This is a genomic window from Collinsella sp. AK_207A (genome assembly GCF_902501965.1).
GTDB lineage: Bacteria > Actinomycetota > Coriobacteriia > Coriobacteriales > Coriobacteriaceae > Collinsella.
This window is the reverse complement of the sequence record NZ_CABWID010000022.1, coordinates 76819-97831: the sequence shown is the minus strand read 5'-3', so window position 1 is coordinate 97831 and position 21013 is coordinate 76819. Positions and strand designations below refer to the sequence as shown.

Below are 21013 nucleotides of genomic sequence, written 5' to 3'. Positions count from 1 at the left end.
GGCCCTGTCGAAAGGAAGTTAGCCATGTTTGACGGTTTGGACACGCCCGGCCGCAACGACCCGTGCTGGTGCGGGAGCGGTCGCAAATACAAGAAGTGCCATCACGAGTTCGATGAGCGTCTGGAGGAGCTCTGGGAGGGCGGCGACGAGGTGCTGCCGCGCGACCTCTACAAGAACGCCGAGGATATCGCCGCCATCGAGCGGAGCGCGCAGGTGAACATCGGCGCACTCGACTACGTGGCCGAGAAGATTCACGCCGGCTGCACCACCGAGGAGATCGATCGCTGGGTGCACGAGTACACCGTCGAGCACGGTGCCGTGCCCGCGCCGCTCAACTACGAGGGTTTTCCCAAGAGCGTGTGCACGAGCGTGAACAACGTCGTCTGCCACGGCATCCCGAGCAAGGACGAGGTGCTGCACGACGGCGATATCGTCAACGTGGACTGCTCCACCATCCTCGGTGGGTACTTCTCCGATTCCTCGCGCATGTTCATGGTGGGCGAGGTGTCGCCCGAGCGCCGTCGCCTGGTGGAAGTCACGCGCGAGGCAGTGCAGCGCGGGCTCGCCGCGGTAAAGCCCTGGGGGCATCTGGGGGACGTGGCCCACGCCGTGCAGAGCTACGTGGAGGAGAACGGCTTCAACGTGGTGCGCGAGTTCGGCGGCCACGGTATCGGCTTGGAGTTCCACGAGGACCCGTTCGTGGGCTTCGTGGGCGAGCCCGATGAGGGCGTCGTGCTGGCGCCGGGCTTCTGCTTCACCATCGAGCCCATGGTGAACGCCGGCGAGCCTGGTATCGATATGAACGATCCGAACGGCTGGACGGTGCGCACCAAGGACGGCAGCGATTCCGCCCAGTGGGAGGTCCAGCTCGTGGTGACGGAGGACGGCTACCAGCTTCTGAGCTGGTAGGTTCGTTGCTTCTACGCGGGGGCGGGGGCGTCTGCCGGGCACATGCTGCTGGGCGCCGCGCCCGCCGCGTGCGTTATGAGCGGAGAGGCGCCATGGTTCACATCTACCACGGGGACGGCAAGGGTAAGACGACGGCGGCCATGGGGCAGGCGCTCCGCGCGCTCGGCCATGGTTGGCACGTGGGCGTGGTTCAGTTTCTCAAAGATGGTTCCTCGGGTGAGGTTCGCATGCTCGCCAGCTTGCCTCGCACGTCGGTCGTGGCGTGTTCCACGGATGGGAAGTTCACCTTTCAGATGACGTCCGACGAGCTGGCGGCGATGCGCACCCGCCAGGAAGAGGCGCTCGCCCGGGCGCGTGCGCAGGCCGAAGCGGGGGAGTTCGACCTCCTCGTGCTCGACGAGGTCCTAGACGCGGTGAACACGGACACTCTTGCCGCTAGCTCCGTGGAAGATGCCGTGCACGCCTGCAAACCGAGCTGCGAACTCGTGCTCACCGGCCGCGATCCGGCGCCAGCCCTGCTCGAACTTGCGGACTACGTGACCGAGATGCGCTGTGAGAAGCATCCCTACCAGCAGGGTGTCGCTGCGCGAGAAGGCGTGGAATGGTAGGGTCATGCTGGCTCCGACCCCTGCATCATGGCAATTGAACGATGTTCATTGACGAACGTTCAATTCGTGCTACGGTAAGGCAAGCGCAGAGGGGAACCTGCGCTCTGTGAAGCCGCTGCGGGCTCGCCTGCCCGCAGTGCGCTCTTCCTTGGCTCGTTTTCGCACGAAGAGGAGGCGTCGTCTGCCATGCCACGCACCGTCAAGCAGGCAGATGAGCGCAAGCGCGAGTTGCTCGACACCGCTATGAGGCTGTTTGTGGAGCGGGGTTACAGCTCAGTCTCCATGCGCGACATCGCCCGTGAGGCGGACGTGACGCCGGGGCTCGCCTACCATTACTTCGAGTCCAAGGATTCGCTCTTCGCCGAGGTGCTCCAGTCGTATGCCGCGCAGTGCGCCGCGCCCGGTATCCGGATGCTCGAAGATACGGACATGTCGTTTGGCCAGCAGGTAGACGCCTTGCTCGATATCATCTCCCAGGAAGAGCACCTGCCCTATCACGAGTTCTTCCATCGTCAGGGCAACCGCGCCTTCCACGAGCAGCTCTCCGTGCGCCTGTGCGATCTGCTGGTGCCGCATTTGACCGTGGCGATTCAGGGGGAGGCGGAGCGCCTGGGGAAGGAGATCCGCTCGCCGCAGACGCTCGCTGACTTCATTGCGCACGGCCTCATCAACCTGCTCTCCGATCCGGACGTACCCGACGCCGATGTAGTCGCGCGCATGCGGGAGTACGTGGCGGCCTTGGTGGCGTCCCAGCTCATCTAAGGTGGTCCGACGCACGGGAAACGGGTGCGTAGACGTGAATTCTTCAATCGCGGGCGAGCATCGCTGCAGCGTGGTACACTACATCCGTTCCTGAAAAGCCTTTCATGAGGAGGTTTTTGTATGCTCGTCAACGCTGCCGAGATGCTCAAGAAGGCCGAGGCTGGCCACTATGGTCTGGGCGCCTTCAACACCAACAACATGGAGTGGACGCTCGCCATCCTGCAGGCCGCCGAGGAGGCCAAGAGCCCGCTGATCATCCAGTGCACCTCCGGCGCCGCCAAGTGGATGGGTGGCTTCAAGATGTGCTCTGCTATGGTGAACGCGGGCATGGAGGCCCTGGGCACCACGGTTCCCGTCGCCCTGCACCTGGATCACGGTTCCTACGAGGCCTGCTTCGAGGCTATCGAGGCCGGTTTCACCTCCATCATGTACGATGGCTCCCATGAGGAGACCTTCCAGATCAACCTCGACCGCACCAAGGAGCTCGTCGAGATCGCCCACTCCAAGGGCATCTCCATCGAGGCCGAGGTGGGCGGCATCGGCGGTACCGAGGACGGCGTGACCTCCAACGGCGAGCTGGCCGATCCCAACGAGTGCAAGCAGATCGCCGACCTGGGCGTTGACTTCCTGGCCTGCGGCATCGGCAACATCCACGGCCTGTATCCCGCCAACTGGGCCGGCCTGTCCTTCGAGCGTCTGGGCGAGATCAAGGCCCTGACGGGCGACCTGCCCCTCGTGCTGCACGGCGGCACCGGCATCCCCGAGGATCAGATCAAGAAGGCCATCTCCCTCGGCATCTCCAAGATCAACGTGAACACCGACCTGCAGGTCGTCTTCGCCGCTGCCACGCGCGAGTACATCGAGGCCGGCAAGGACCAGCAGGGCAAGGGCTACGATCCCCGCAAGCTGCTCAAGGGCGGCCGCGAGGCCATCGTGGCGCGCACCAAGGAGCTCATGGAGGAGTTCGGCAGCGTCAACAAGGCGTAGATTGAACAAGGCTTAGAACGCGCTTTGCGGCCGGCCATCCTTGCCCTTCGTTCGGTCCTCGCGAGACTGGAAAACGGCTTTGCCGTTTTCGCAGTTCGCTGCGGAGGATCGCTACGGGCAAGGATGGCCGGCTCGTTTCGTTTACGGACTTGTGGGTCAACGGGGAAGAAATAATCCTAACTTGGGAAGGCGTCGGTGGTCGGCGCCCATTTTGACAAGACTCTTTATTGCAAGGATTTTGGGCCGCGGCTCCTCAGGGATCCGCGGCCCTTGTTCATGCCCGTCCGGATCGCTGGGGTAACACGGAGCGTTTGGAATTCAGAATAGCCGGTCATAGCTTCCCGCTATATCGCAAGGTCAAAACGGTATGGTGGAATCGTCCGGGTTGCCTGTTTCGGGCTTGTGACGTCGGGCGTTGCCTTGCGCCGCCCTAGGGCACCTGCTATCCTCGTCCCCATGGTTTACGCTGCCGCACATAGCACGATGATGATGGTCATGGAGATGCCCTCGCCCGGGCACTTTGCCATGCCGTGCCGCGCTGGCCGGCATGCAGGGACCGGGCGCCTTCATTAGGTCGTCTCCGGCGGGGGATGACCCGCCTGCTCTAGACAACATCACATCGAGCGGAGCTCACCCGTGATCAGCATTCAACACGTATCCAAGACGTTCAGCCCCGTGGGGCATCGTGGCGCAGACGCCACGGCCGTCCACGCACTGAACGACATCAACCTCGAGATTGCCGACGGCGACATCTTCGGCATCATCGGCATGAGCGGAGCCGGTAAGTCCACGCTCGTGCGAACCATCAACCTGCTGGAGCGCCCCACCGAGGGACGCGTCGTGGTAGATGGCCAGGACGTCACCCAGCTCGCCGGAGCCGACCTGCGGGCGTATCGTCGTCGTGTGGCTATGATCTTCCAGAACTTCGGCCTGCTCGCGCAGAAGACGGTGCTCGCCAACGTGTGCTTCCCGTTCCTCGCGGCTGCCGGCAAGGTGACCGAGGCGGATCGCGAGCGTGCGCTCGGCTTGCTCGAGCGCGTGGGGTTGAAGGAGAAGGCAAACGCCTATCCGAGCCAGCTCTCGGGCGGCCAGCAGCAGCGTGTGGCGATTGCCCGCGCGCTCGCTTGCGACCCCGAGGTGATCCTCTGCGACGAGGCCACCTCCGCGCTCGACCCCAAGAGCACCAACACGATCCTCAAGCTGTTGCGTGACATCAACCGCGAGACGCACGTCACCCTGGTGGTCATCACGCACTCCATGGACGTAGTCGAGAAGATCTGCAAGAACGTCGCCGTGCTCGAGAACGGTCGCGTGGTGGAGCAGGGGCCGGTCGAGCGCGTCTTCGAGGCGCCGAGCGCCCAGGCCACGCGCGTGCTGCTCGGAAGGGTTGATTGGGATGCCTGATATCGCCGCTTTCATCGACCAGTTTGGAGCGTTGCTCGCCCAGGGAACCGTGGACACGCTCATCATGGTGTTTCTCTCCACGGGCATCGCGTACGTGTTCGGCATCCTGCTCGGCGTGATCCTGCACCTCACGGCGCCCGGCGGCCTGCGTCCGGCTCCCGTGGTGAACGCCGTGTTGGGCTGGATCGTCAACATCGGTCGCTCGCTGCCGTTCATCATCCTGCTCGTGGCCATCATGCCTGTGACCATGCTGGTCGCTCACGCCACCACGGGCGTGCAGGGTGTGGTGTTCCCGCTCGTGGTCGCCACCGCTCCCTTTGTGGCGCGCATGGTGGAGCAGTCGCTCGCCGAGGTGCCGCGCGAGGTCGTGGAGGCAACGGAGGCCTGCGGTGCCTCGGTGCCGCGTATCGTGTTCTCCGCGCTGCTGCCCGAGGCTCTGCCGAGCATCGTGCGCGGCGTGGCGGTGACCCTCATTGCCGTGCTGGGCTACACCGCGATCGCCGGCGCCGTGGGCGCGGGCGGCCTGGGCGATATCGCCATCCGCTACGGTTACTACCGCTACGAGGACCAGGTGATGATCGTCACCGTGGTGCTGCTCGTCATCCTCGTGCAGGTGATCCAGAGCGTGTGCAACCTCATCGCCCGCAAGGTCGATCATCGGTAAATTGCACAACCTCGTTGAGCAATAACTCGTTGACATGGATGAACCCATGCCTTACCCTCTGATTTCAATAAACCAACTTATCCAGTAGGAAAGGAAAATTACTATGTCGAACCTCAACGTCAACCTCTCTCGTCGTGGCTTCCTCGCAACCGTGGCTGGCCTTGGTGCCGTGGCTCTCGCTGGTTGCAGCAACGGCGGTACCGGCACCGCTGCCGGAAGCTCTGCCGGTTCCACCGCCGCGTCCACCACGCTGACCGTGGGCGCCTCTCCCACCCCGCACGCCCAGATCCTCACGGACTTCGCCGCCCCCAAGCTCAAGAATGAGGGCATCGAGCTCAAGGTGAAGGAGTACACCGACTACATCCAGCCCAACAAGGACACCACCTCGGGCGCTCTCGATGCAAATTACTTCCAGCACATCAACTACCTCAACAACTACAACAAGGAGAACAAGACCGACCTGGTCTCCGCAGGCAAGATCCACTACGAGCCCTTCGGCATCTATGCCGGTAAGTCCAAGGATCTGTCCAACATCGCCGACGGCGCCGTGATCGCGGTGCCGAACGATCCCACCAACGAGGGCCGCGCGCTGCTGCTGCTCGAGCAGGAGGGCATCATCAAGCTCAAGGATTCCAAGAACCTGGAGTCCACGCCTAACGACATCGCCGAGAACCCGCACAACATCACGTTCCAGGAGGTCGAGGCCGCTGCCGTGCCGCGCACGCTCCAGTCCGTTGACTTTGCCGTCATCAACGGCAACTACGCCATCGAGGCCGGTTACCACGTGAAGGATGCCCTGGCCCACGAGAAGGCCGGTACCACCGCGGTGAACGAGTACGCCAACATCATCTGCACCACCAAGGAGAAGGAGGACGACGCCTCCATCAAGGCCCTGGTGAAGGTGCTGCAGAGCGATGACTTCAAGAAGTACCTCGAGGAGAACTTCGGCGAGGACGTCCTGCCGGCGTTCTAGGCTTGGCTGATATAGCTGATCTACAAGCGGCGGGGCTGCCGACGAGGCAATCGCCGAATCTTGGGCACGGTTCTTCGGGGCCGTGCCTTTTTCTATGCGCTGGGGTGAAGCATCCGTCCACCGAGGTTCTCGCAGGTGTGCCTGCGCGCTGGCATACAATGCAGTATGGGGGACGTTTCCAAACTGCACGACCCGATGGAAGGGGTTTCCATGAGCCGTCACGATTCCGAGCCTGCATCGACGCCCGCCGTCGATAGGCGCTCGCTACTGGCGTGCGTCCCCGCCATCGCCGGCGCGGCGGCTCTTGGGGGCTGCGGGGCGACATCGGATGACGGGCAGGGAAGCGACCCCGCGCAGCAGGGAGGGGGTGCGCGCACCGCTCGCAGGCCCAAGCTGTCGGCCTCAACGGAAGACCTGTCCGCTTCCGTGACGCCGTCGACGACGGCGTTCACATCTACGCCCGCGGACGTTCTCGCCGATGAGGGCGACAAGGCGAAGTACTTCGATTTCAGCGTCCGTCTCTTCCGGCAGGTGGCCGCGGGTGCCTGGGCATCCGATGCGCAGGCGAACGTGTTCATCTCGCCGCTGTCCATCGCCCGGTGTCTCGCGATGGCGCAAAACGGCGCGGACGGGCAGACGCTCTCCCAGATGGAGCGGGCGATCGGCCTGGGTGTCGATGCCGCGAACGAATATCTGCACGCGTACGGCGAGCGCGTGGCCGGTCGGCTCCACGGGACTGCGACGGCGCGGGAAGCCGTGAAGGCCGCCCTGCCGCTCGACCTCGCCGAATCGATCTGGATCAAGGGCGATGCCGGGCTGGAGGTCAAAGAATCGTTCCTCCAAGATAGCGTCGATGCATTCGACGCGGAGATCTACCGGGCACCGTTCGACGACGCGACGGTGAAGGATGTCAACGCGTGGGTCGACGCCAAGACGGATGGCATGATCGATCACCTGCTGGACGGCATTCCCTCCGACGCGCTGCTCTACCTGATCAGCGCCCTGGCGTTCGATGACGCCTGGGAGGATCCCTATGATGCCGACCTGACCGAGGACGCGACCTTCACCTGCGAGGACGGCTCCCGGCTCGACGCGCGGCTCATGGCGTCCCGCGAGACGAGCTATCTGGAGAATGACGCATGCCGCGGCTTCATCCGCCCGTACGGGGGCTACGACTTCGCATTCGTCGGGCTGCTGCCGCGCGAGGGCGTGAGCGTGACCCAGCTGGTCGAGAGCCTGACGAGCGAGGGGCTGGAGCGCCTGCTGGTCCCTCGTGGCGGCTATGAAGTCGAGGCGAAGCTGCCGAAGTATGCGCTATCGTTCGAGACGCAGCTTGTCGACGCGCTGCGCGCCCTGGGAATGCGGGACGCCTTCGACGCGGCCGCCGCGGACTTCTCGCGCATGGGGAAGGCGAGCCAGAACCTCTACGTGGGCGAGGCGATCCACAAGACGTTCATCGAGGTGAACGAGGAGGGGACGCGCGCGGCGGCGGTGACGGAGATGGGCGTGGAGGCCACCTCGGCTTTGGAACCGACCGAGCCCGTCGTCGAGGAAGTCATCCTGGACCGGCCGTTCGCCTACCTGATCATCGACTATCAGGTCGGCCTGCCCGTATTCATGGGCGCGATGGCGCGGTTGCCGTAGCGAGGATTAAACGCCACGTCTGCCGTCGGGGCCTGCGGTCAGCTGCCGGCTCACGGCTGAGCCTGCCACGCCATCTCTTCGCGCCGCCTTCATCGAACCGAGAGCCCTTCCGGGTAGAAGAATGGGGCGGTTGAGACGAACGCGGCGACACCGAAGGGGCGGCTAGATGATCCAAATCGTGGCGCGGGATGCGGCGTGCCAGATCCCATCACCGTGCGCGGAATGCGCCTGCTCCAACAGGCCGACGTGGTCGTGTGAGCGACATTCCGCGTTCGCCCCTGCGAAAATATGGAGTTCCCACCAAGCGTAACTTCTTCTGGCAAACGCCTGCGCGACCGCGTATCATACCATACGTATTGCCCGGCTTCTGTCGGTTCATCGTCATGCCGGTCCGCCATGGCCGCGCATGTATGCGACAGAGGGCACGAGGACAGCGAAAGCGCAGGTAGCAATAGCCTCACGCGCCGCAGCCACGCCCCGTGCTGAAAACCCCAAAGGAGTGAACATGGCTGAAGAGAAGTACGTTCCGCGTCTGAAGACCAAGTACAACGACGAGGTCAAGAAGGAGCTTCAGGACAAGTTCGGTTACAAGAACGTCATGGAGATCCCCAAGTTCGAGAAGATCGTCGTCAACATGGGTGTTGGCGAGGCTGCCACCGATTCCAAGGCCATCGACGGTGCCGTGCGCGACCTGCGCGCCATCACCGGCCAGCAGCCCATGGTCACCCGCGCCCGCAAGTCCATCGCTAACTTCCGCCTGCGTGCCGGTATGCCCATCGGTGCCAAGGTCACCCTGCGCGGCGACCGCATGTGGGAGTTCTTCGATCGCCTGACCGCCATCGCCATCCCGCGTATCCGCGACTTCCGCGGCATCTCCGCCAAGAGCTTCGACGGCCGCGGCAACTTCTCCATGGGCGTCACCGAGCAGCTCATCTTCCCGGAGATCGAGTTCGATTCCGTCGACCACACCCGTGGTATGGACATCACCATCGTCACCACCGCCAAGTCTGACGAAGAGGCCAAGTTCCTCCTCGACTGCTTCGGCTTCCCGTTCAAGAAATAGGTTCCCATCGCCCCGGGCAAAGAGCGCCCGGGGCGTATATACACATAGGTGAGGAGGAAATAAGTGGCTAAGACATCGATGATCGTCAAGTGCTCTCGTGAGCCGAAGTTCTCGACCCGCAAGTACACGCGCTGCCAGCGCTGCGGCCGTCCGCATTCGGTTTACCGCAAGTTCGGCCTGTGCCGTGTCTGCTTCCGCGAGATGGCGCTGAAGGGCGAGCTTCCCGGCATCAAGAAGGCCAGCTGGTAAGTCACTACCAGCGCGCGCGACGGCAAGGCCAAACCTGAACCGTCCACGCGCAACGGAAGTACGTGCCTGGAAGAGGCTTTCCCGCTACGGGCAGGAGAGGACCTCAGGCACTTTCATCAAGGACGAAGGAGAATCTGCATGAACGTCACAGACCCGATCGCAGACATGCTCACGCGCATTCGCAACGGCAATTCTGCGAACAAGGCCGAGGTCTCTATGCCGAGCAGCAAGAAGCTCGTCGAGATCGCTCGCGTCATCTACGAGGAGGGCTACATCGAGAGCTATTCCGTTGAGGATACCGCTCCCGCCAAGACCCTCCACATCACGCTCAAGTACGGCCCCAAGAAGGCCAAGGTTATCAACGGCATCAAGCGCATCTCCAAGCCGGGCCTGCGCAAGTATGCCGGCGCCAAGGACCTGCCCCGCGTGCGCGGCGGCCTCGGCACCGCCATCGTGTCCACCAGCCAGGGTGTCATGGCCGACCGCGATGCTCGCAAGAAGGGCATCGGCGGCGAGGTCGTCGCCTTCGTGTGGTAACGCAATCGGTGAGTAGAAGGAAAGGATACAACCGTGTCTCGTATCGGTAAGAAGCCTGTCCAGATTCCCGCCGGAGTCGAAGTGACAGTCGATGGCAACAAGGTCATCGTGAAGGGGCCCAAGGGCACCCTCGAGCAGGGCATTTTCGAGAAGCTGAGCGTGGCCATCGAGAACAACGAGGTCATCGTCTCCCGTGCCGACGACGAGCGTGAGACCCGCGCCCGCCACGGCCTCGACCGCGCCCTCATCCACAATATGGTCGTTGGCGTCTCCGAGGGCTACACCAAGAGCCTCGAGCTCGCCGGCGTTGGCTACCGTGTCCAGCTGAAGGGCAAGGACCTCGAGTTCTCCCTCGGCTACAGCCACCCCGTGCACTACGCCGCCCCCGAGGGCATCACCTTCGAGGTCCCCGACAACACGCACGTGAACGTCAAGGGCATCAACAAGCAGCAGGTCGGCCAGGTTGCCGCCGAGATCCGCATGAAGCGCCCGCCCGAGCCGTACAAGGGCAAGGGCATCCACTACGTTGGCGAGCACATCCGCCGCAAGCTCGGTAAGGCTGCCAAGTAGTCAGGCTTCACGCTCACGTAAGACCGGCACCCCGTTAGGTGTCGGCAGGACTCATCAAAGGAGTTAGCACATGAACAAGCACAAGGCGAAGCAGGCGGGTCTCAAGCGCCGTCAGCGTCGCATTCGCGGCAAGATCTCCGGCACTGCCGAGCGTCCGCGTCTCCGCGTCGTTCGCACCAACGCCAACATCTACGCCATGATCGTGGACGACACCAAGCACAACACGCTGGTTTCCGCCTCCACGCTCGGCACCGAGCTCAAGGGCATCAACGGTGGCAACAAGGAGGCCGCCGAGAAGGTTGGCGAGCTCGTCGCCAAGCGCGCCCTCGAGGCTGGCATCAAGCAGGTCACGTTCGACCGCGGTGGTCGTATCTACCACGGCCGCGTCAAGGCGCTCGCCGAGGGTGCCCGCGCCGCCGGTCTCGAGTTCTAGGAGGATAGTGAACAATGGCTCGTAATCAACGTCAGCAGCGCGAGGCCTCCGAGTTCGAGGAGCGCGTCGTCTTCATCAACCGCGTGGCCAAGACCGTCAAGGGCGGCCGCCGCATGTCGCTCCAGGCGTTCGTCGTCGTGGGCGATGGCAAGGGCAACGTCGGTCTGGGCGCCGGCAAGTCCGCCGAGGTCCCCACGGCCATCTCCAAGGCCGCTATCGACGCCAAGAAGCACATGTTCCACGTGCCGGTGACCGAAGAGGGCACCATCCCGCACGACGTGCTGGGCGAGTTTGGCGCTGCCCGCATCCTGATCAAGCCCGCTGTCGAGGGTACCGGCGTGATCGCCGGCGGCGCTGTGCGTCCCCTCTTCGAGCTCGCTGGTATCAAGAACGTCCTCTCCAAGTCCCTGGGTTCCGACAACGGCCTGAACATCATCAAGGCCGCTGCCGAGGGCCTCAAGGAGCTCTCCAGCCCCGAGGACGTCGCTGCGCGCCGCGGTATGACCGTTGCCGAGATGTTCGTCGGTAAGGAGTAGCGAATCATGGCAAAGACCATCAAGATCAAGCAGGTTCGCAGCATCAACGGCTGCAAGGAGGACCAGCGCCTCACGGTGCGCGCCCTGGGCCTGCATCGCATCAACCAGACCCGCGAGATCGCTGACAACGAGGGCGTTCGCGGCATGATCTTCAAGGTCAAGCACCTTGTCGAGATTGTAGAGGAGTAACTCATGCAGCTTCACGATCTCAAGCCCAACGCGGGCTCTAACAAGCGCCGCAAGCGCGTTGGCCGCGGTAACGGTTCCGGCAAGGGTACCTACTCGGGTCGCGGCCTGAACGGCCAGGGTTCCCGCGCCGGTGGCACCAAGGGTGCCGGCTTCGAGGGTGGCCAGACCCCGCTCGCGATGCGTCTCCCCAAGCTTCCCGGCTTTGTGAGCCCGCGCCGCATCGAGTACACGCCGATCAACGTGTCCACGCTCGAGGCTCGTTTTGAGAACGACGCCGTCATCGACGGTGCCGCTCTCAAGGCCGCTCGTCTTACCAAGTACGAGGACGAGCCCGTTAAGATCCTCGGCGACGGCGAGCTGACCAAGAAGTTCACCGTCAAGGCCGACAAGGTCTCGGCTTCCGCCAAGGCCAAGATCGAGGCTGCCGGTGGAAAGGTCGAGCTCCCGTGCTAAATGGTCTGAAGAACACATTCCGCATCAAGGAACTGCGCGGAAAGATTCTCTTCACCATCGCCATGATTGCGCTGTATCGACTCGGCGCTCACGTCCCCGTGCCCGGTATTCCCGTTGATGACATCACCAAGCTGTCGATGACGAGCGGGAACACCGTGGCCGGGGGTGCCATGGCGCTTCTGAACCTCTTCTCCGGCGGCGCTCTTTCGTATGCGTCTGTCTTCTCGCTGGGCATCATGCCCTATATCACCAGCTCGATTATCCTCCAGATGCTCCAAAGCGTCGTGCCGAGTCTGCACGAGCTGTCGCGGGAGGGCGAAGTTGGCCAGCAGAAGATCACCCAGTACTCGCGTTACCTGACGCTTGGCCTGGCGGTTCTGAACTCCATCGGCTACCTCTTCCTCTTCAAGAGCTTCGGTATCGGCTTCAACGGTGCCGCCGCTCCTGAGTGGATCTTCGACATCATGATCGTGGGCACGCTCACCGCGGGCGCCATGCTCATCATGTGGATGGGTGAGCTCATCACCCAGCGCGGTATCGGCAACGGCATGAGCCTCATCATCTTTGCCAACATCATGGCGGGGCTGCCGCAGGCCATCCTGCGGTCGTCCGAGGGCGGCACCGTGGACCTCGTGGTCACGGTCGTCATCTTCGTGGTGATCCTCTGCGTCATCCCGCTCATCGTGTACCTCGAGCGCGGCCAGCGCCGCATCCCGGTGCAGTACGCTAAGCGCGTGGTGGGTCGTCGCATCATGGGCGGTCAGTCTACCTACCTGCCCATTAAGGTGAACACCGCGGGCGTTATCCCCATCATCTTCGCGAGCGCTCTGCTGTACTTCCCGGCGCAGCTGGCTGTGTTCTTCCCCAACGTCGGTTGGGTGCAGGCGGTAGCCAGCGCGCTTTCCACGGGTTGGCTCAACTGGATCCTCAACGTGGTGTTGATCGTGTTCTTCGCGTACTTCTACACCTCCATGGTGTTCAACCCGGATGACACGGCCGACAACCTCAAGAAGCAGGGCGGCTTCATCCCGGGCGTTCGTCCGGGCAAGGCCACGGCCGCGTATATCAAGAACGCGCTTTCCAAGATCACGCTGCCTTCGGCAATCTTCCTGGCGCTCATCGCCATCGTGCCGTCGGTTGTGTTCTCGTTCACGTCCAACCAGCTGGTGCAGGCCTTCGGCGGTACCTCCGTGCTCATCATGGTGGGCGTGGTGCTGGACACGCTGGACAAGGTGGAGAGCCAGCTCAAGATGTACGACTACGACGGTTTCTTCAAGTAAGTTCTGGCTGAGAGGAGCTACCTCATGAACATCGTATTGCTAGGAGCACCCGGGGCCGGTAAGGGCACGCAGGCTCAGCGCCTGGTCCGCGATTTCGGGGTGGCTCACATCTCCACGGGCGATCTGCTCCGTGCTGCCGTCAAGGGCGGTACCGAGCTTGGCATCCAGGCTAAGAAGTTCATGGATGCCGGTGAGCTGGTTCCTGACCAGCTGGTGATCGACCTTGTGAAGGAGCGTCTGGCGCAGGAGGACGCCCAGAACGGCTTCATGCTCGACGGGTTCCCGCGCAATACCGTGCAGGCCGTCACGCTCGACACCGAGCTTTCCGCTCTCGGCCGCGAGCTTGACTGCGCCCTGCTCGTTGACGTGCCGTACCCGGTGATCATCAAGCGCCTGTCCTCCCGTCGCACCTGCCGCGAGTGCGGCTACACCGGTACCGCGAGCGATACCGTGTGCCCCAGCTGCGGTGGCGAGATGTACCAGCGCGATGACGACAAGCCCGAGACCATCAAGAACCGCCTGGATGTGTACGAGAAGTCCACGAGTCCGCTGGTGGAGTACTACCGCGGTCAGGGGATTCTCAAGACGGTCGATGGCAATCGCGACGTCGATGTGGTGTATGAGGATGTAAAGAAGGCCCTCAATCTATGATTCACCTTAAGTCTGCACAAGACATCGAGCAGATGAAGGTTGCCGGAGCGCTGTCTAAGACGGCGCTCCGTCGCGTTGGGTCCATGGTGCGCCCCGGCGTCTCGACCTTCGAGCTCGATCAGCTCGCCGAGTCCGTCATCCGCATGCATGGCGGCACTCCTGCTTTCAAGGGTTATGGCGGATTTCCCGGGACGATCTGTGCCTCGCTGAACGATGCCGTGGTCCACGGCATCCCCAATCCCGACGTCATCCTGCGCGACGGCGATATCGTCTCCATTGACACCGGCGCCATCGTGAACGGCTGGGTAGGGGACAATGCCTGGACCTTCTACTGCGGCAACCCTTCTACCGAGGTCAAAGCGCTCTGTGAAGTGACGCGCGATTGTCTGGAGGCGGGTATCGCCCAGGCCGTTCCCGGCAATCGGATCGGGGACATAGGCCACGCGGTTCAAAGTCTGGCTGAGCGCCATGGCTACGGCGTGCTGCGTGAATATGTGGGGCACGGTGTGGGCCACGTGATGCATGAGGAGCCGAACGTTCCCAACTACGGCAAGAGCGGTCGCGGCGTCAAGCTCGAGGTCGGGATGGTTATCGCGATCGAGCCCATGATCACTATGGGAAGTCCGCGTGTGAAGACCGGTTCGGACGGATGGCTTGTTTCGACCAAAGACCATCTGCCTGCGGCCCATTACGAGAACACCATCGCCATCACCAAGGATGGCCCCGTGATTCTGACTACCGACGTGAACGGACCTTGGTGCTCCATGCAGGGTGGCCAGCTGTAACAGTCGGGCGTACTCCTCATATCAAGGCTACAAGAGGAAGGGGTCGGAGCTAAGTGCTCCGACCCCTTTGTTGTGTTTTGTCTTCTGTTATGAAGACTTCAATCTCGCGAATCACTTAGCTGAGTTGCGGTAGATGTTAAACAAAAGAATAGTTAGCATCTCGGCCTGATTGAGGTCGAAGCTGATGTTCTCGCCTGCAGCGGCAGCTTCAAGTATCTCAGGCTCGACTCCGCAGATGAGCCCAAGCCCCTCAGAAGTTAACATCCTTGAAGATAAGGACGATTTGAGAACCTCGAGTAAAATGTCAGGAAGGCCAGCAGAGTCAACATCGTCAAAGGTGCCCCGCATGTGAAGTAGAGTCTCGCGGAGCGTGGTGGCCTCGGTTTCCGTTAGCCTCATCGTTCCGACAGTGTTGCCTTCAACGTCCACCGCCTGCAAGTACCATGTTCCTTCAAATAGATCCATAAGGATAACTCCTGTTGCTTGATGCTTAGAACCGGATAGAAAAGCTGACGCTTACGCCGCTAGGAACTGTATAAAAGAAAGCACCCAATCCATTTGCGGTACCAGTCAACGTCACCTTATAACTATTTCCGTCAGCAACGTTAAACTGAACATTGCCACCAGTTCTTCCGCTGCCCCGTGATCCAATAGTTTTATATGTGCTATGTCCAGTACGTCTGTTTGTACAAATGAGAGTTCCCGTGAATGTGTAGAAGTGTGGAAATGCAGGCTGAACTGCCCAATAAATCTGGCCATTACCGATATGGTCAAGTACGGAAATCCCTCCAGAGCCGGTAACAGTAATACACGGTTGCAATTGTTCGTCTTGAAGCGGGAGGATGGCTTCATCAACTTGATTACCCGCGTTAGATGTCAGATATGGTGTTTGATCTGCACTGGTTTTTGTAAATGCGAATGCAGGACCGACAGGTAAGAACAAAATAAGAGTAAGTAAAATAGATATACTAATCTTCTTCATGGAACCCTCCTGTTCAAAAGAACACTTAAATAACATTATAGATTAATCACCACGGAGGGTAAGTAGAAATTAGGGTCTATTTGTGCTCAGTGGCATAACTTTCCAATGTGCCTTTAAGTATTGAACGGAAGTCTGAACATCTAATGAATTTGTGAAGTGGTCTGAGAAACTGGGCCGACTTCTCTTGTAGCAGTAATATTCAGCGTTGCTGTCGTTTTCTGTCTAGAGAAAGAGGACGCGCCTGTGAAGAAGGAAGACGCAATCGAGCTTGAGGGCACCGTCACCGAGCCGCTCCCCAACGCGATGTTCCGCGTTGAGCTGGAGAATGGCCATTCGGTTCTCTGCTCCATCTCCGGTAAGATCAGGATGAACTACATCCGAATCCTCCCGGGTGACAAGGTTGTGGTGGAGCTCTCTCCGTACGACCTTACGCGTGGGCGCATCACGTATCGCTATAAGTAAACACAGCTTGCATGCTCTTCTTCGACCGTCGGGTTCGCTCAAGCCCTGCGGTCGAGTTTGCATGTTCACTGGATTTGGTCATTCACGCCTGCGGCTGGGCGAGTAGATAACATTCCGCGTTTTTGTAGTTTGAGCACGATCGAGAGGAAGAACGATGAAGGTACGTCCTTCGGTCAAGAAGATGTGCGATAAGTGCAAGATCATTCGGCGCCACGGCAAGGTTCTCGTCATCTGCGAGAACCCCCGTCACAAGCAGCGCCAGGGCTAGGAGAGGAGACCTAAGTTGGCCCGTATCAGTGGTGTCGACCTTCCGCGTGAGAAGCGCGTCGAGATTGGTCTGACTTACATCTACGGCATCGGCCGCACGACCGCCACCAAGATCTGCAAGGAGGCGAACATCAACCCCGACACTCGCGTGAAGGATCTCACCGAGGACGAGGTGAACGCCATCCGTGCTTATATCGACCAGGCCCATATCATGATTGAGGGCGACCTGCGTCGTGAGCGCACCCAGAATGTCAAGCGCCTTATGGACATCGGCTGCAACCGTGGCCTGCGTCACCGCAAGGGTCTGCCCGTTCGCGGTCAGCGCACCCACACCAACGCTCGCACCCGCAAGGGTCCGAAGCGTCAGATCGGTGCAAAGAAGAAGAAGTAAGGAGCGCTTAGATGGCTACTGCTAAGAAGAACGTCCGAGGCGCCGCGAACCGCATCAAGCGCTCGGATCGCAAGAACATCTCCGTGGGGCAGGCTCACATCCGCTCCACCTTCAACAACACCATCGTGTCGATCACGGATGCCCAGGGCAACGTCATTGCTTGGAAGTCCGCCGGTACCGTGGGCTTCAAGGGCTCTCGTAAGTCCACGCCGTTCGCTGCCCAGATGGCTGCGGAGGCCTGCGCCAAGATCGCCATGGAGCACGGTATGCACAAGGTCGCCGTGTTCGTGAAGGGCCCCGGCTCCGGCCGCGAGACCGCGATTCGCTCCCTCCAGGCCGCCGGCCTCGAGGTCTCGAGCATCCAGGACAAGACCCCCATCCCGCACAACGGCTGCCGCCCCAAGAAGCGTCGCCGCGTGTAACTGAAAGGATCGATACATATGGCAATCGACAGGACTCCTGTTCTTAAGCGCTGCCGTCAGCTCGGGCTCGATCCCGCGGAGCTGGGTTACAGCAGCAAGAAAGAATCCATCCGCCAGCCCAAGCGTCGCCGTAAGGAATCTGAGTACGGCATGCAGCTGCGCGAGAAGCAGAAGGTCAAGTTCATTTACGGAGTGCTCGAGAAGCAGTTCCGTGGCTACTACGAGCGCGCTCGTAAGCGCCCCGGCATCACGGGTGAGAATCTGCTCGTGATCCTCGAGAGCCGCCTGGACAACGTTGTCTTCCGTCTCGGCTTTGCCCGCACCCGCAAGGAGGCTCGTCAGTCCGTGCGTCACGGTCACTTCACCGTGAACGGCCGTCGCGTCGACATCCCCTCCTACCAGGTGAAGCCCGGCGACGTCGTGGCCGTGGGCGAGAAGTTCCGCGACCTGCTCCCCATCAAGGAGGCCCTCATCTCTTCTGAGCGCTTCGAGGTCCCCGGCTGGCTTGAGGTTGATATCGAGAAGCTCTCCGGCAACGTCATCTCTCTGCCCACGCGTGAGCAGATCAGTGGTGACATCAAGGAGCAGCTCATCGTCGAGCTCTACTCTAAGTAACCCTCGGGTTGCTGAGGCTGGAGGTAATACATGTCAGAATTCATTAGGCCCCAGGTTCAGGTCGAAGAGATCAGCGACACCTGTGCCCGTGTGTCTGTTGAGCCACTGGAGCGCGGCTACGGCGACACGCTCGGCAACTCGATTCGTCGCGTGCTGCTTTCCTCCCTCGAGGGTGCTGCCGTCGAGGCCATCCAGATCGACGGTGCCCAGCACGAGTTCATGGCGATCGACAACATGGTCGAGGATGTCACCGATATCGTCCTGAACGTCAAGGGTCTGGTGTTCCGCTCGCTCGGTTCCACCAACGAGGCCACGGCCACCATCTCGGTTGACGGCCCCTGCGAGGTTACCGGTGCGGATTTCTTCGTGCCGGCCGAGTTTGAGCTCGTGAACCCCGAGCAGCACATCGCCACCCTCACCGAGGGCGGTCACCTCACCATGAGCATGAGGATCGGCTACGGTCGCGGCTATGTCTCCGCCGACATGAACAAGCAGCCGAACGACCCCATCGGCATCATCCACGTGGATTCGCTGTACTCGCCCGTGCACCGCTGCGCCAAGCTCGTCGAGGCGTGCCGCGTGGGCCAGCACACTGACTACGATCGTCTGGTCCTTGAGGTTGAGACCAACGGCGCCATTACCCCGCGCGTCGCGGTGGTTCAGGCTGCTAACATCATCAACCAGCACATGGCCGCGTTCATGAACCTCGCCGATGACGCGCAGGAAGAGGAGGAGACCTCCATCTTCGCCGCGGAGCAGACGAGCGACAACGCCGAGCTCGACAAGCAGATCGAGGACCTGGACCTTTCGGTTCGCTCCTACAACTGCCTGAAGCGCGCGAGCATTCACTCCGTGCGCCAGCTTGTCGAGTTCTCCGAGAACGACCTGCTGAACATCCGCAACTTCGGCGTGAAGTCGATCGAGGAAGTCAAGGATAAGCTTGAATCCATGGGCCTGAGCTTGAAGCCGTAGCCCGTCCGTGTATTAGAGGAGAAGACCTATGCGTCATAACAAGAAGAAGGGCCTGAAGCTCGGCACGGACGCCGCGCACACCAAGGCCATGAAGAAGAGCCTTGCCAAGGCGCTCTTCGAGAACGATCGCATCAAGACCACCATCACCCGTGCCAAAGCGCTTCGCAGCTACGCCGAGCCCATCATCACCTGGGCCAAGAAGGGTGACCTGCACAGCCGTCGTCTCGCCATCGCCAAGCTCGGCGATAAGCAGCTCGTCGCTGAGCTCTTCGACAAGGCCGCGCAGGGCATGTGGGCCGACCGCAACGGTGGTTACACCCGTATCTACAAGCTCGGTCCCCGCAAGGGCGACAACGCCGAGATGGTCATCATCGAGCTCGTCACCGAGCCGGTGAAGAAGAAGGACAAGGTTGCACCCGTCAAGGCCGCTGCCAAGAAGACCGCTCCCAAGAAGGTCGAGGCTGAGGTTGAGGCTGAGGCTGCCGAGGCCGCTGAGGACGTCGCCGAGGTTGCCGAGGCTGTGGAGGCCGCTGAGTAGACTCTTGCTGCTTCAGAGCTAATTTAGAAGGAGGTGCCGACTGGTGCCTCCTTCTTTTTTGAGTAAATGGCGGGTTCAATTCGTCCGTTCATCGCGCGCAATGAGTTAAGAGATGTCAGATAAGCCTTGAAATGACGAAAACCTGCATTTCAAGGCTTAACTGACATTTTGGTAAAGTAGCCAGATGTCAGTTAAGCCCCGAAATCGCAACAATCTCGTTTTCGAGGCTTAACTGACATGAAGGCGGTCTATTCGGTTGTTCGCTGCCATGCGCTACACGGCGATACTCACGTTCACTTCTTGCACCGGAACGTCGTAGAACGGGTCTTCGCGGCGGCCGAGGAAGTCGCGCGCCTGCTCGGGGAAGAGCGCGTAAGAAAGCACGTCCTCCTCGGAGCGAGCGTAGCAGGCGATTTCTTCACGCAGCCTGGGGAGAGCGGGTTCGAGCAGGTCAGCTGGCCGGCAGCTCACCGGTTCGTCGTCCCCAATGATATCTTGCTGCACCTCGGGGTCGATGGGCGCGGGCGGTCGCCCATAGAGCCCATGTACGTAGTCGTTGATCTCTTGTGGCACGATCTTGTAACGTTCGCCCGAGATGACGTTCATCATCGCCTGCGTGCCCACCATCTGAGAGAGCGGCGTCACGAGCGGCGGATAGCCCAAGTCGGCGCGGACGCGCGGTACCTCCGTGAGCACCTCGCTGTAGCGATTCTCTATACCCATTTCCTTTAGCTGGTTGATCATGTTGGACAGCATGCCGCCGGGCACCTTGTAGAGCAGCGCCTTCGGTTCCACGGCAAGGACCTTGGGATTCAGGATGCCGTCGGCGAGGAAGCGGTCGCGTACTGGTGCCAGATGCTGGGAAACGAGCTCTACCTGGTCGAGGTCGAGGCATGTGTCGTATCCCAGCTCGCTGAGCGCGATAGCGAGCGATTCCGTACAGGGCTGGCTCGTACCCTCGGCAAGTGGTGCGGCGCAGGTGTCGATGATGTCTGCGCCCGCTTCAACGGCCTTGAGGAGCGTCATCTGGCCAATGCCGGCCGTACTGTGCGTGTGCAGCTCGAGCGGCAGGTCCACCCGCGCCTTGATCTGGCTCACCAGGTCAAAAGCCACGGCAGGGGTCAGAACGCCGGCCATATCCTTGATGCAGAGAGCGTCTGCACCGAGCTGCTCGATCTGCGCGGCAAGGTCTACGAAGTACTCAACGGTGTGGACGTCGCTCGTGGTGTAGCAGATGGCCGCCTGCACCTGCCCGCCCGCCTCCCGCGCGGCGCGGATGGAGGTGGTGAGGTTGCGGACATCGTTTAAGGCGTCGAAGATGCGGATGACGTCGATGCCGTTTTCGACGGACTTCTTCACGAACTCTTCGACCACGTCATCGGGATAGTTGCGGTATCCCAGCAGGTTCTGGCCGCGGAGCAGCATCTGAAGCTTGGTGTGCTTGACGTGCTTGCGGATGGTGCGCAGACGCTCCCAGGGGTCCTCGTTCAAAAAGCGCAGGCAGCTATCGAACGTGGCACCGCCCCAAACCTCGAGCGCTTCGTACCCGGCAGCGTCGAGGGCGGGGAGAACGGGCAGCATGTCGGATAAGGGCATGCGCGTGGCGATCTGGCTCTGCTGGCCGTCGCGCAGGATGGTTTCGGTGAATTTGACGGTCTTGGCCATGG

Annotated in this window: 29 protein-coding genes; 26 read left to right on the top strand and 3 right to left on the bottom strand. The window is 61.4% G+C overall.

Annotated features, from left to right (window positions below; all coding sequences use genetic code 11):
- Nucleotides 1–24 precede the first annotated feature (24 nt).
- The 19 genes from GDJ97_RS08725 (at nucleotide 25) to map (ending at nucleotide 14697) form a co-directional block, all read left to right on the top strand.
- On the top strand, nucleotides 25–909 hold the full coding sequence (locus tag GDJ97_RS08725) for a methionyl aminopeptidase (protein ID WP_152070901.1): 885 nt from the start codon (nucleotides 25–27) through the stop codon (nucleotides 907–909).
- 92 nt (nucleotides 910–1001) lie between these two features.
- A complete protein-coding gene (locus tag GDJ97_RS08720; RefSeq protein WP_152070900.1) occupies nucleotides 1002–1517 on the top strand; it encodes a cob(I)yrinic acid a,c-diamide adenosyltransferase in 516 nt (171 codons plus the stop codon).
- A gap of 186 nt (nucleotides 1518–1703) precedes the next feature.
- On the top strand, nucleotides 1704–2279 hold the full coding sequence (locus tag GDJ97_RS08715) for a TetR/AcrR family transcriptional regulator (protein ID WP_152070899.1): 576 nt from the start codon (nucleotides 1704–1706) through the stop codon (nucleotides 2277–2279).
- A 120-nt stretch (nucleotides 2280–2399) separates the two neighbouring features.
- Complete coding sequence (gene fba / locus GDJ97_RS08710; protein WP_152070898.1) at nucleotides 2400–3266, top strand: class II fructose-1,6-bisphosphate aldolase; 867 nt, start codon at nucleotides 2400–2402, stop codon at nucleotides 3264–3266.
- Between the two features lie 636 nt (nucleotides 3267–3902).
- On the top strand, nucleotides 3903–4670 hold the full coding sequence (locus tag GDJ97_RS08705; protein ID WP_152070897.1) for a methionine ABC transporter ATP-binding protein: 768 nt from the start codon (nucleotides 3903–3905) through the stop codon (nucleotides 4668–4670).
- Nucleotides 4663–5334 (top strand): methionine ABC transporter permease, encoded by a 672-nt coding sequence (locus GDJ97_RS08700; protein WP_152070896.1) that lies wholly within the window; start codon nucleotides 4663–4665, stop codon nucleotides 5332–5334. The genes GDJ97_RS08705 and GDJ97_RS08700 overlap by 8 nt, the downstream gene beginning before the upstream one ends.
- 103 nt (nucleotides 5335–5437) lie before the next feature.
- On the top strand, nucleotides 5438–6307 hold the full coding sequence (locus tag GDJ97_RS08695; protein WP_152070895.1) for a MetQ/NlpA family ABC transporter substrate-binding protein: 870 nt from the start codon (nucleotides 5438–5440) through the stop codon (nucleotides 6305–6307).
- A 210-nt stretch (nucleotides 6308–6517) separates the two neighbouring features.
- Complete coding sequence (locus tag GDJ97_RS08690; protein WP_193221381.1) at nucleotides 6518–7951, top strand: serpin family protein; 1434 nt, start codon at nucleotides 6518–6520, stop codon at nucleotides 7949–7951.
- Nucleotides 7952–8456: 505 nt separating this feature from the next.
- On the top strand, nucleotides 8457–9014 hold the full coding sequence (gene rplE, locus GDJ97_RS08685) for a 50S ribosomal protein L5 (protein ID WP_152070893.1): 558 nt from the start codon (nucleotides 8457–8459) through the stop codon (nucleotides 9012–9014).
- 78 nt (nucleotides 9015–9092) lie between these two features.
- The gene (locus GDJ97_RS08680; RefSeq protein WP_373422680.1) at nucleotides 9093–9263 is read left to right on the top strand and encodes a type Z 30S ribosomal protein S14; all 171 of its coding nucleotides are present in this window, start codon (nucleotides 9093–9095) and stop codon (nucleotides 9261–9263) included.
- 138 nt (nucleotides 9264–9401) lie between these two features.
- On the top strand, nucleotides 9402–9800 hold the full coding sequence (gene rpsH, locus GDJ97_RS08675) for a 30S ribosomal protein S8 (protein WP_152070891.1): 399 nt from the start codon (nucleotides 9402–9404) through the stop codon (nucleotides 9798–9800).
- A gap of 33 nt (nucleotides 9801–9833) precedes the next feature.
- Nucleotides 9834–10370 carry a 50S ribosomal protein L6 gene (gene rplF, locus GDJ97_RS08670; RefSeq protein WP_152070890.1) on the top strand — a complete coding sequence of 179 codons (537 nt, stop codon included), beginning with the start codon at nucleotides 9834–9836 and terminating at the stop codon, nucleotides 10368–10370.
- A gap of 70 nt (nucleotides 10371–10440) precedes the next feature.
- A complete protein-coding gene (rplR, locus tag GDJ97_RS08665) occupies nucleotides 10441–10803 on the top strand; it encodes a 50S ribosomal protein L18 (RefSeq protein ID WP_152070889.1) in 363 nt (120 codons plus the stop codon).
- Nucleotides 10804–10817: 14 nt separating this feature from the next.
- Entirely contained in the window at nucleotides 10818–11339 is a 522-nt protein-coding gene (gene rpsE / locus GDJ97_RS08660; RefSeq protein WP_152070888.1) for a 30S ribosomal protein S5, read from the top strand.
- A gap of 6 nt (nucleotides 11340–11345) precedes the next feature.
- Nucleotides 11346–11528 (top strand): 50S ribosomal protein L30, encoded by a 183-nt coding sequence (gene rpmD / locus GDJ97_RS08655; RefSeq protein ID WP_152070887.1) that lies wholly within the window; start codon nucleotides 11346–11348, stop codon nucleotides 11526–11528.
- A 3-nt stretch (nucleotides 11529–11531) separates the two neighbouring features.
- Nucleotides 11532–11981: a 50S ribosomal protein L15 gene (gene rplO / locus GDJ97_RS08650; RefSeq protein WP_152070886.1), complete on the top strand. Its 450-nt coding sequence runs from the start codon at nucleotides 11532–11534 to the stop codon at nucleotides 11979–11981.
- Nucleotides 11975–13261 (top strand): preprotein translocase subunit SecY, encoded by a 1287-nt coding sequence (gene secY / locus GDJ97_RS08645; protein ID WP_152070885.1) that lies wholly within the window; start codon nucleotides 11975–11977, stop codon nucleotides 13259–13261. The genes rplO and secY overlap by 7 nt, the downstream gene beginning before the upstream one ends.
- Before the next feature lie 24 nt (nucleotides 13262–13285).
- On the top strand, nucleotides 13286–13912 hold the full coding sequence (locus tag GDJ97_RS08640) for an adenylate kinase (protein WP_152070884.1): 627 nt from the start codon (nucleotides 13286–13288) through the stop codon (nucleotides 13910–13912).
- Nucleotides 13909–14697 (top strand): type I methionyl aminopeptidase, encoded by a 789-nt coding sequence (map, locus tag GDJ97_RS08635; RefSeq protein ID WP_152070883.1) that lies wholly within the window; start codon nucleotides 13909–13911, stop codon nucleotides 14695–14697. The genes GDJ97_RS08640 and map overlap by 4 nt, the downstream gene beginning before the upstream one ends.
- 111 nt (nucleotides 14698–14808) lie before the next feature.
- Here map and GDJ97_RS08630 read toward each other — a convergent pair whose 3' ends face one another.
- Complete coding sequence (locus GDJ97_RS08630; protein WP_152070882.1) at nucleotides 14809–15162, bottom strand: hypothetical protein; 354 nt, start codon at nucleotides 15160–15162, stop codon at nucleotides 14809–14811.
- Between the two features lie 25 nt (nucleotides 15163–15187).
- Nucleotides 15188–15679, bottom strand: coding sequence for a hypothetical protein (locus tag GDJ97_RS08625; protein ID WP_152070881.1), 492 nt, complete (start codon nucleotides 15677–15679; stop codon nucleotides 15188–15190).
- A 243-nt stretch (nucleotides 15680–15922) separates the two neighbouring features.
- On the opposite strand from GDJ97_RS08625, the gene infA reads away from it, so the two are divergent.
- From infA to rplQ, 7 genes are all read left to right on the top strand, one after another.
- The gene (gene infA, locus GDJ97_RS08620; RefSeq protein ID WP_009141477.1) at nucleotides 15923–16141 is read left to right on the top strand and encodes a translation initiation factor IF-1; all 219 of its coding nucleotides are present in this window, start codon (nucleotides 15923–15925) and stop codon (nucleotides 16139–16141) included.
- A 154-nt stretch (nucleotides 16142–16295) separates the two neighbouring features.
- Complete coding sequence (rpmJ, locus tag GDJ97_RS08615; RefSeq protein WP_006363204.1) at nucleotides 16296–16409, top strand: 50S ribosomal protein L36; 114 nt, start codon at nucleotides 16296–16298, stop codon at nucleotides 16407–16409.
- Between the two features lie 15 nt (nucleotides 16410–16424).
- The gene (gene rpsM / locus GDJ97_RS08610; protein WP_152070880.1) at nucleotides 16425–16799 is read left to right on the top strand and encodes a 30S ribosomal protein S13; all 375 of its coding nucleotides are present in this window, start codon (nucleotides 16425–16427) and stop codon (nucleotides 16797–16799) included.
- A gap of 11 nt (nucleotides 16800–16810) precedes the next feature.
- Nucleotides 16811–17221, top strand: a complete 411-nt coding sequence (gene rpsK / locus GDJ97_RS08605) for a 30S ribosomal protein S11 (protein ID WP_152070879.1) — start codon at nucleotides 16811–16813, stop codon at nucleotides 17219–17221.
- An 18-nt stretch (nucleotides 17222–17239) separates the two neighbouring features.
- A complete protein-coding gene (gene rpsD / locus GDJ97_RS08600; protein WP_152070878.1) occupies nucleotides 17240–17836 on the top strand; it encodes a 30S ribosomal protein S4 in 597 nt (198 codons plus the stop codon).
- Between the two features lie 30 nt (nucleotides 17837–17866).
- Nucleotides 17867–18808 carry a DNA-directed RNA polymerase subunit alpha gene (locus GDJ97_RS08595; RefSeq protein ID WP_152070877.1) on the top strand — a complete coding sequence of 314 codons (942 nt, stop codon included), beginning with the start codon at nucleotides 17867–17869 and terminating at the stop codon, nucleotides 18806–18808.
- A gap of 28 nt (nucleotides 18809–18836) precedes the next feature.
- Nucleotides 18837–19346: a 50S ribosomal protein L17 gene (gene rplQ / locus GDJ97_RS08590; RefSeq protein ID WP_152070876.1), complete on the top strand. Its 510-nt coding sequence runs from the start codon at nucleotides 18837–18839 to the stop codon at nucleotides 19344–19346.
- A 273-nt stretch (nucleotides 19347–19619) separates the two neighbouring features.
- Here rplQ and GDJ97_RS08585 read toward each other — a convergent pair whose 3' ends face one another.
- A complete protein-coding gene (locus GDJ97_RS08585) occupies nucleotides 19620–21011 on the bottom strand; it encodes an oxaloacetate decarboxylase subunit alpha (RefSeq protein ID WP_152070875.1) in 1392 nt (463 codons plus the stop codon).
- Nucleotides 21012–21013: the final 2 nt, after the last annotated feature.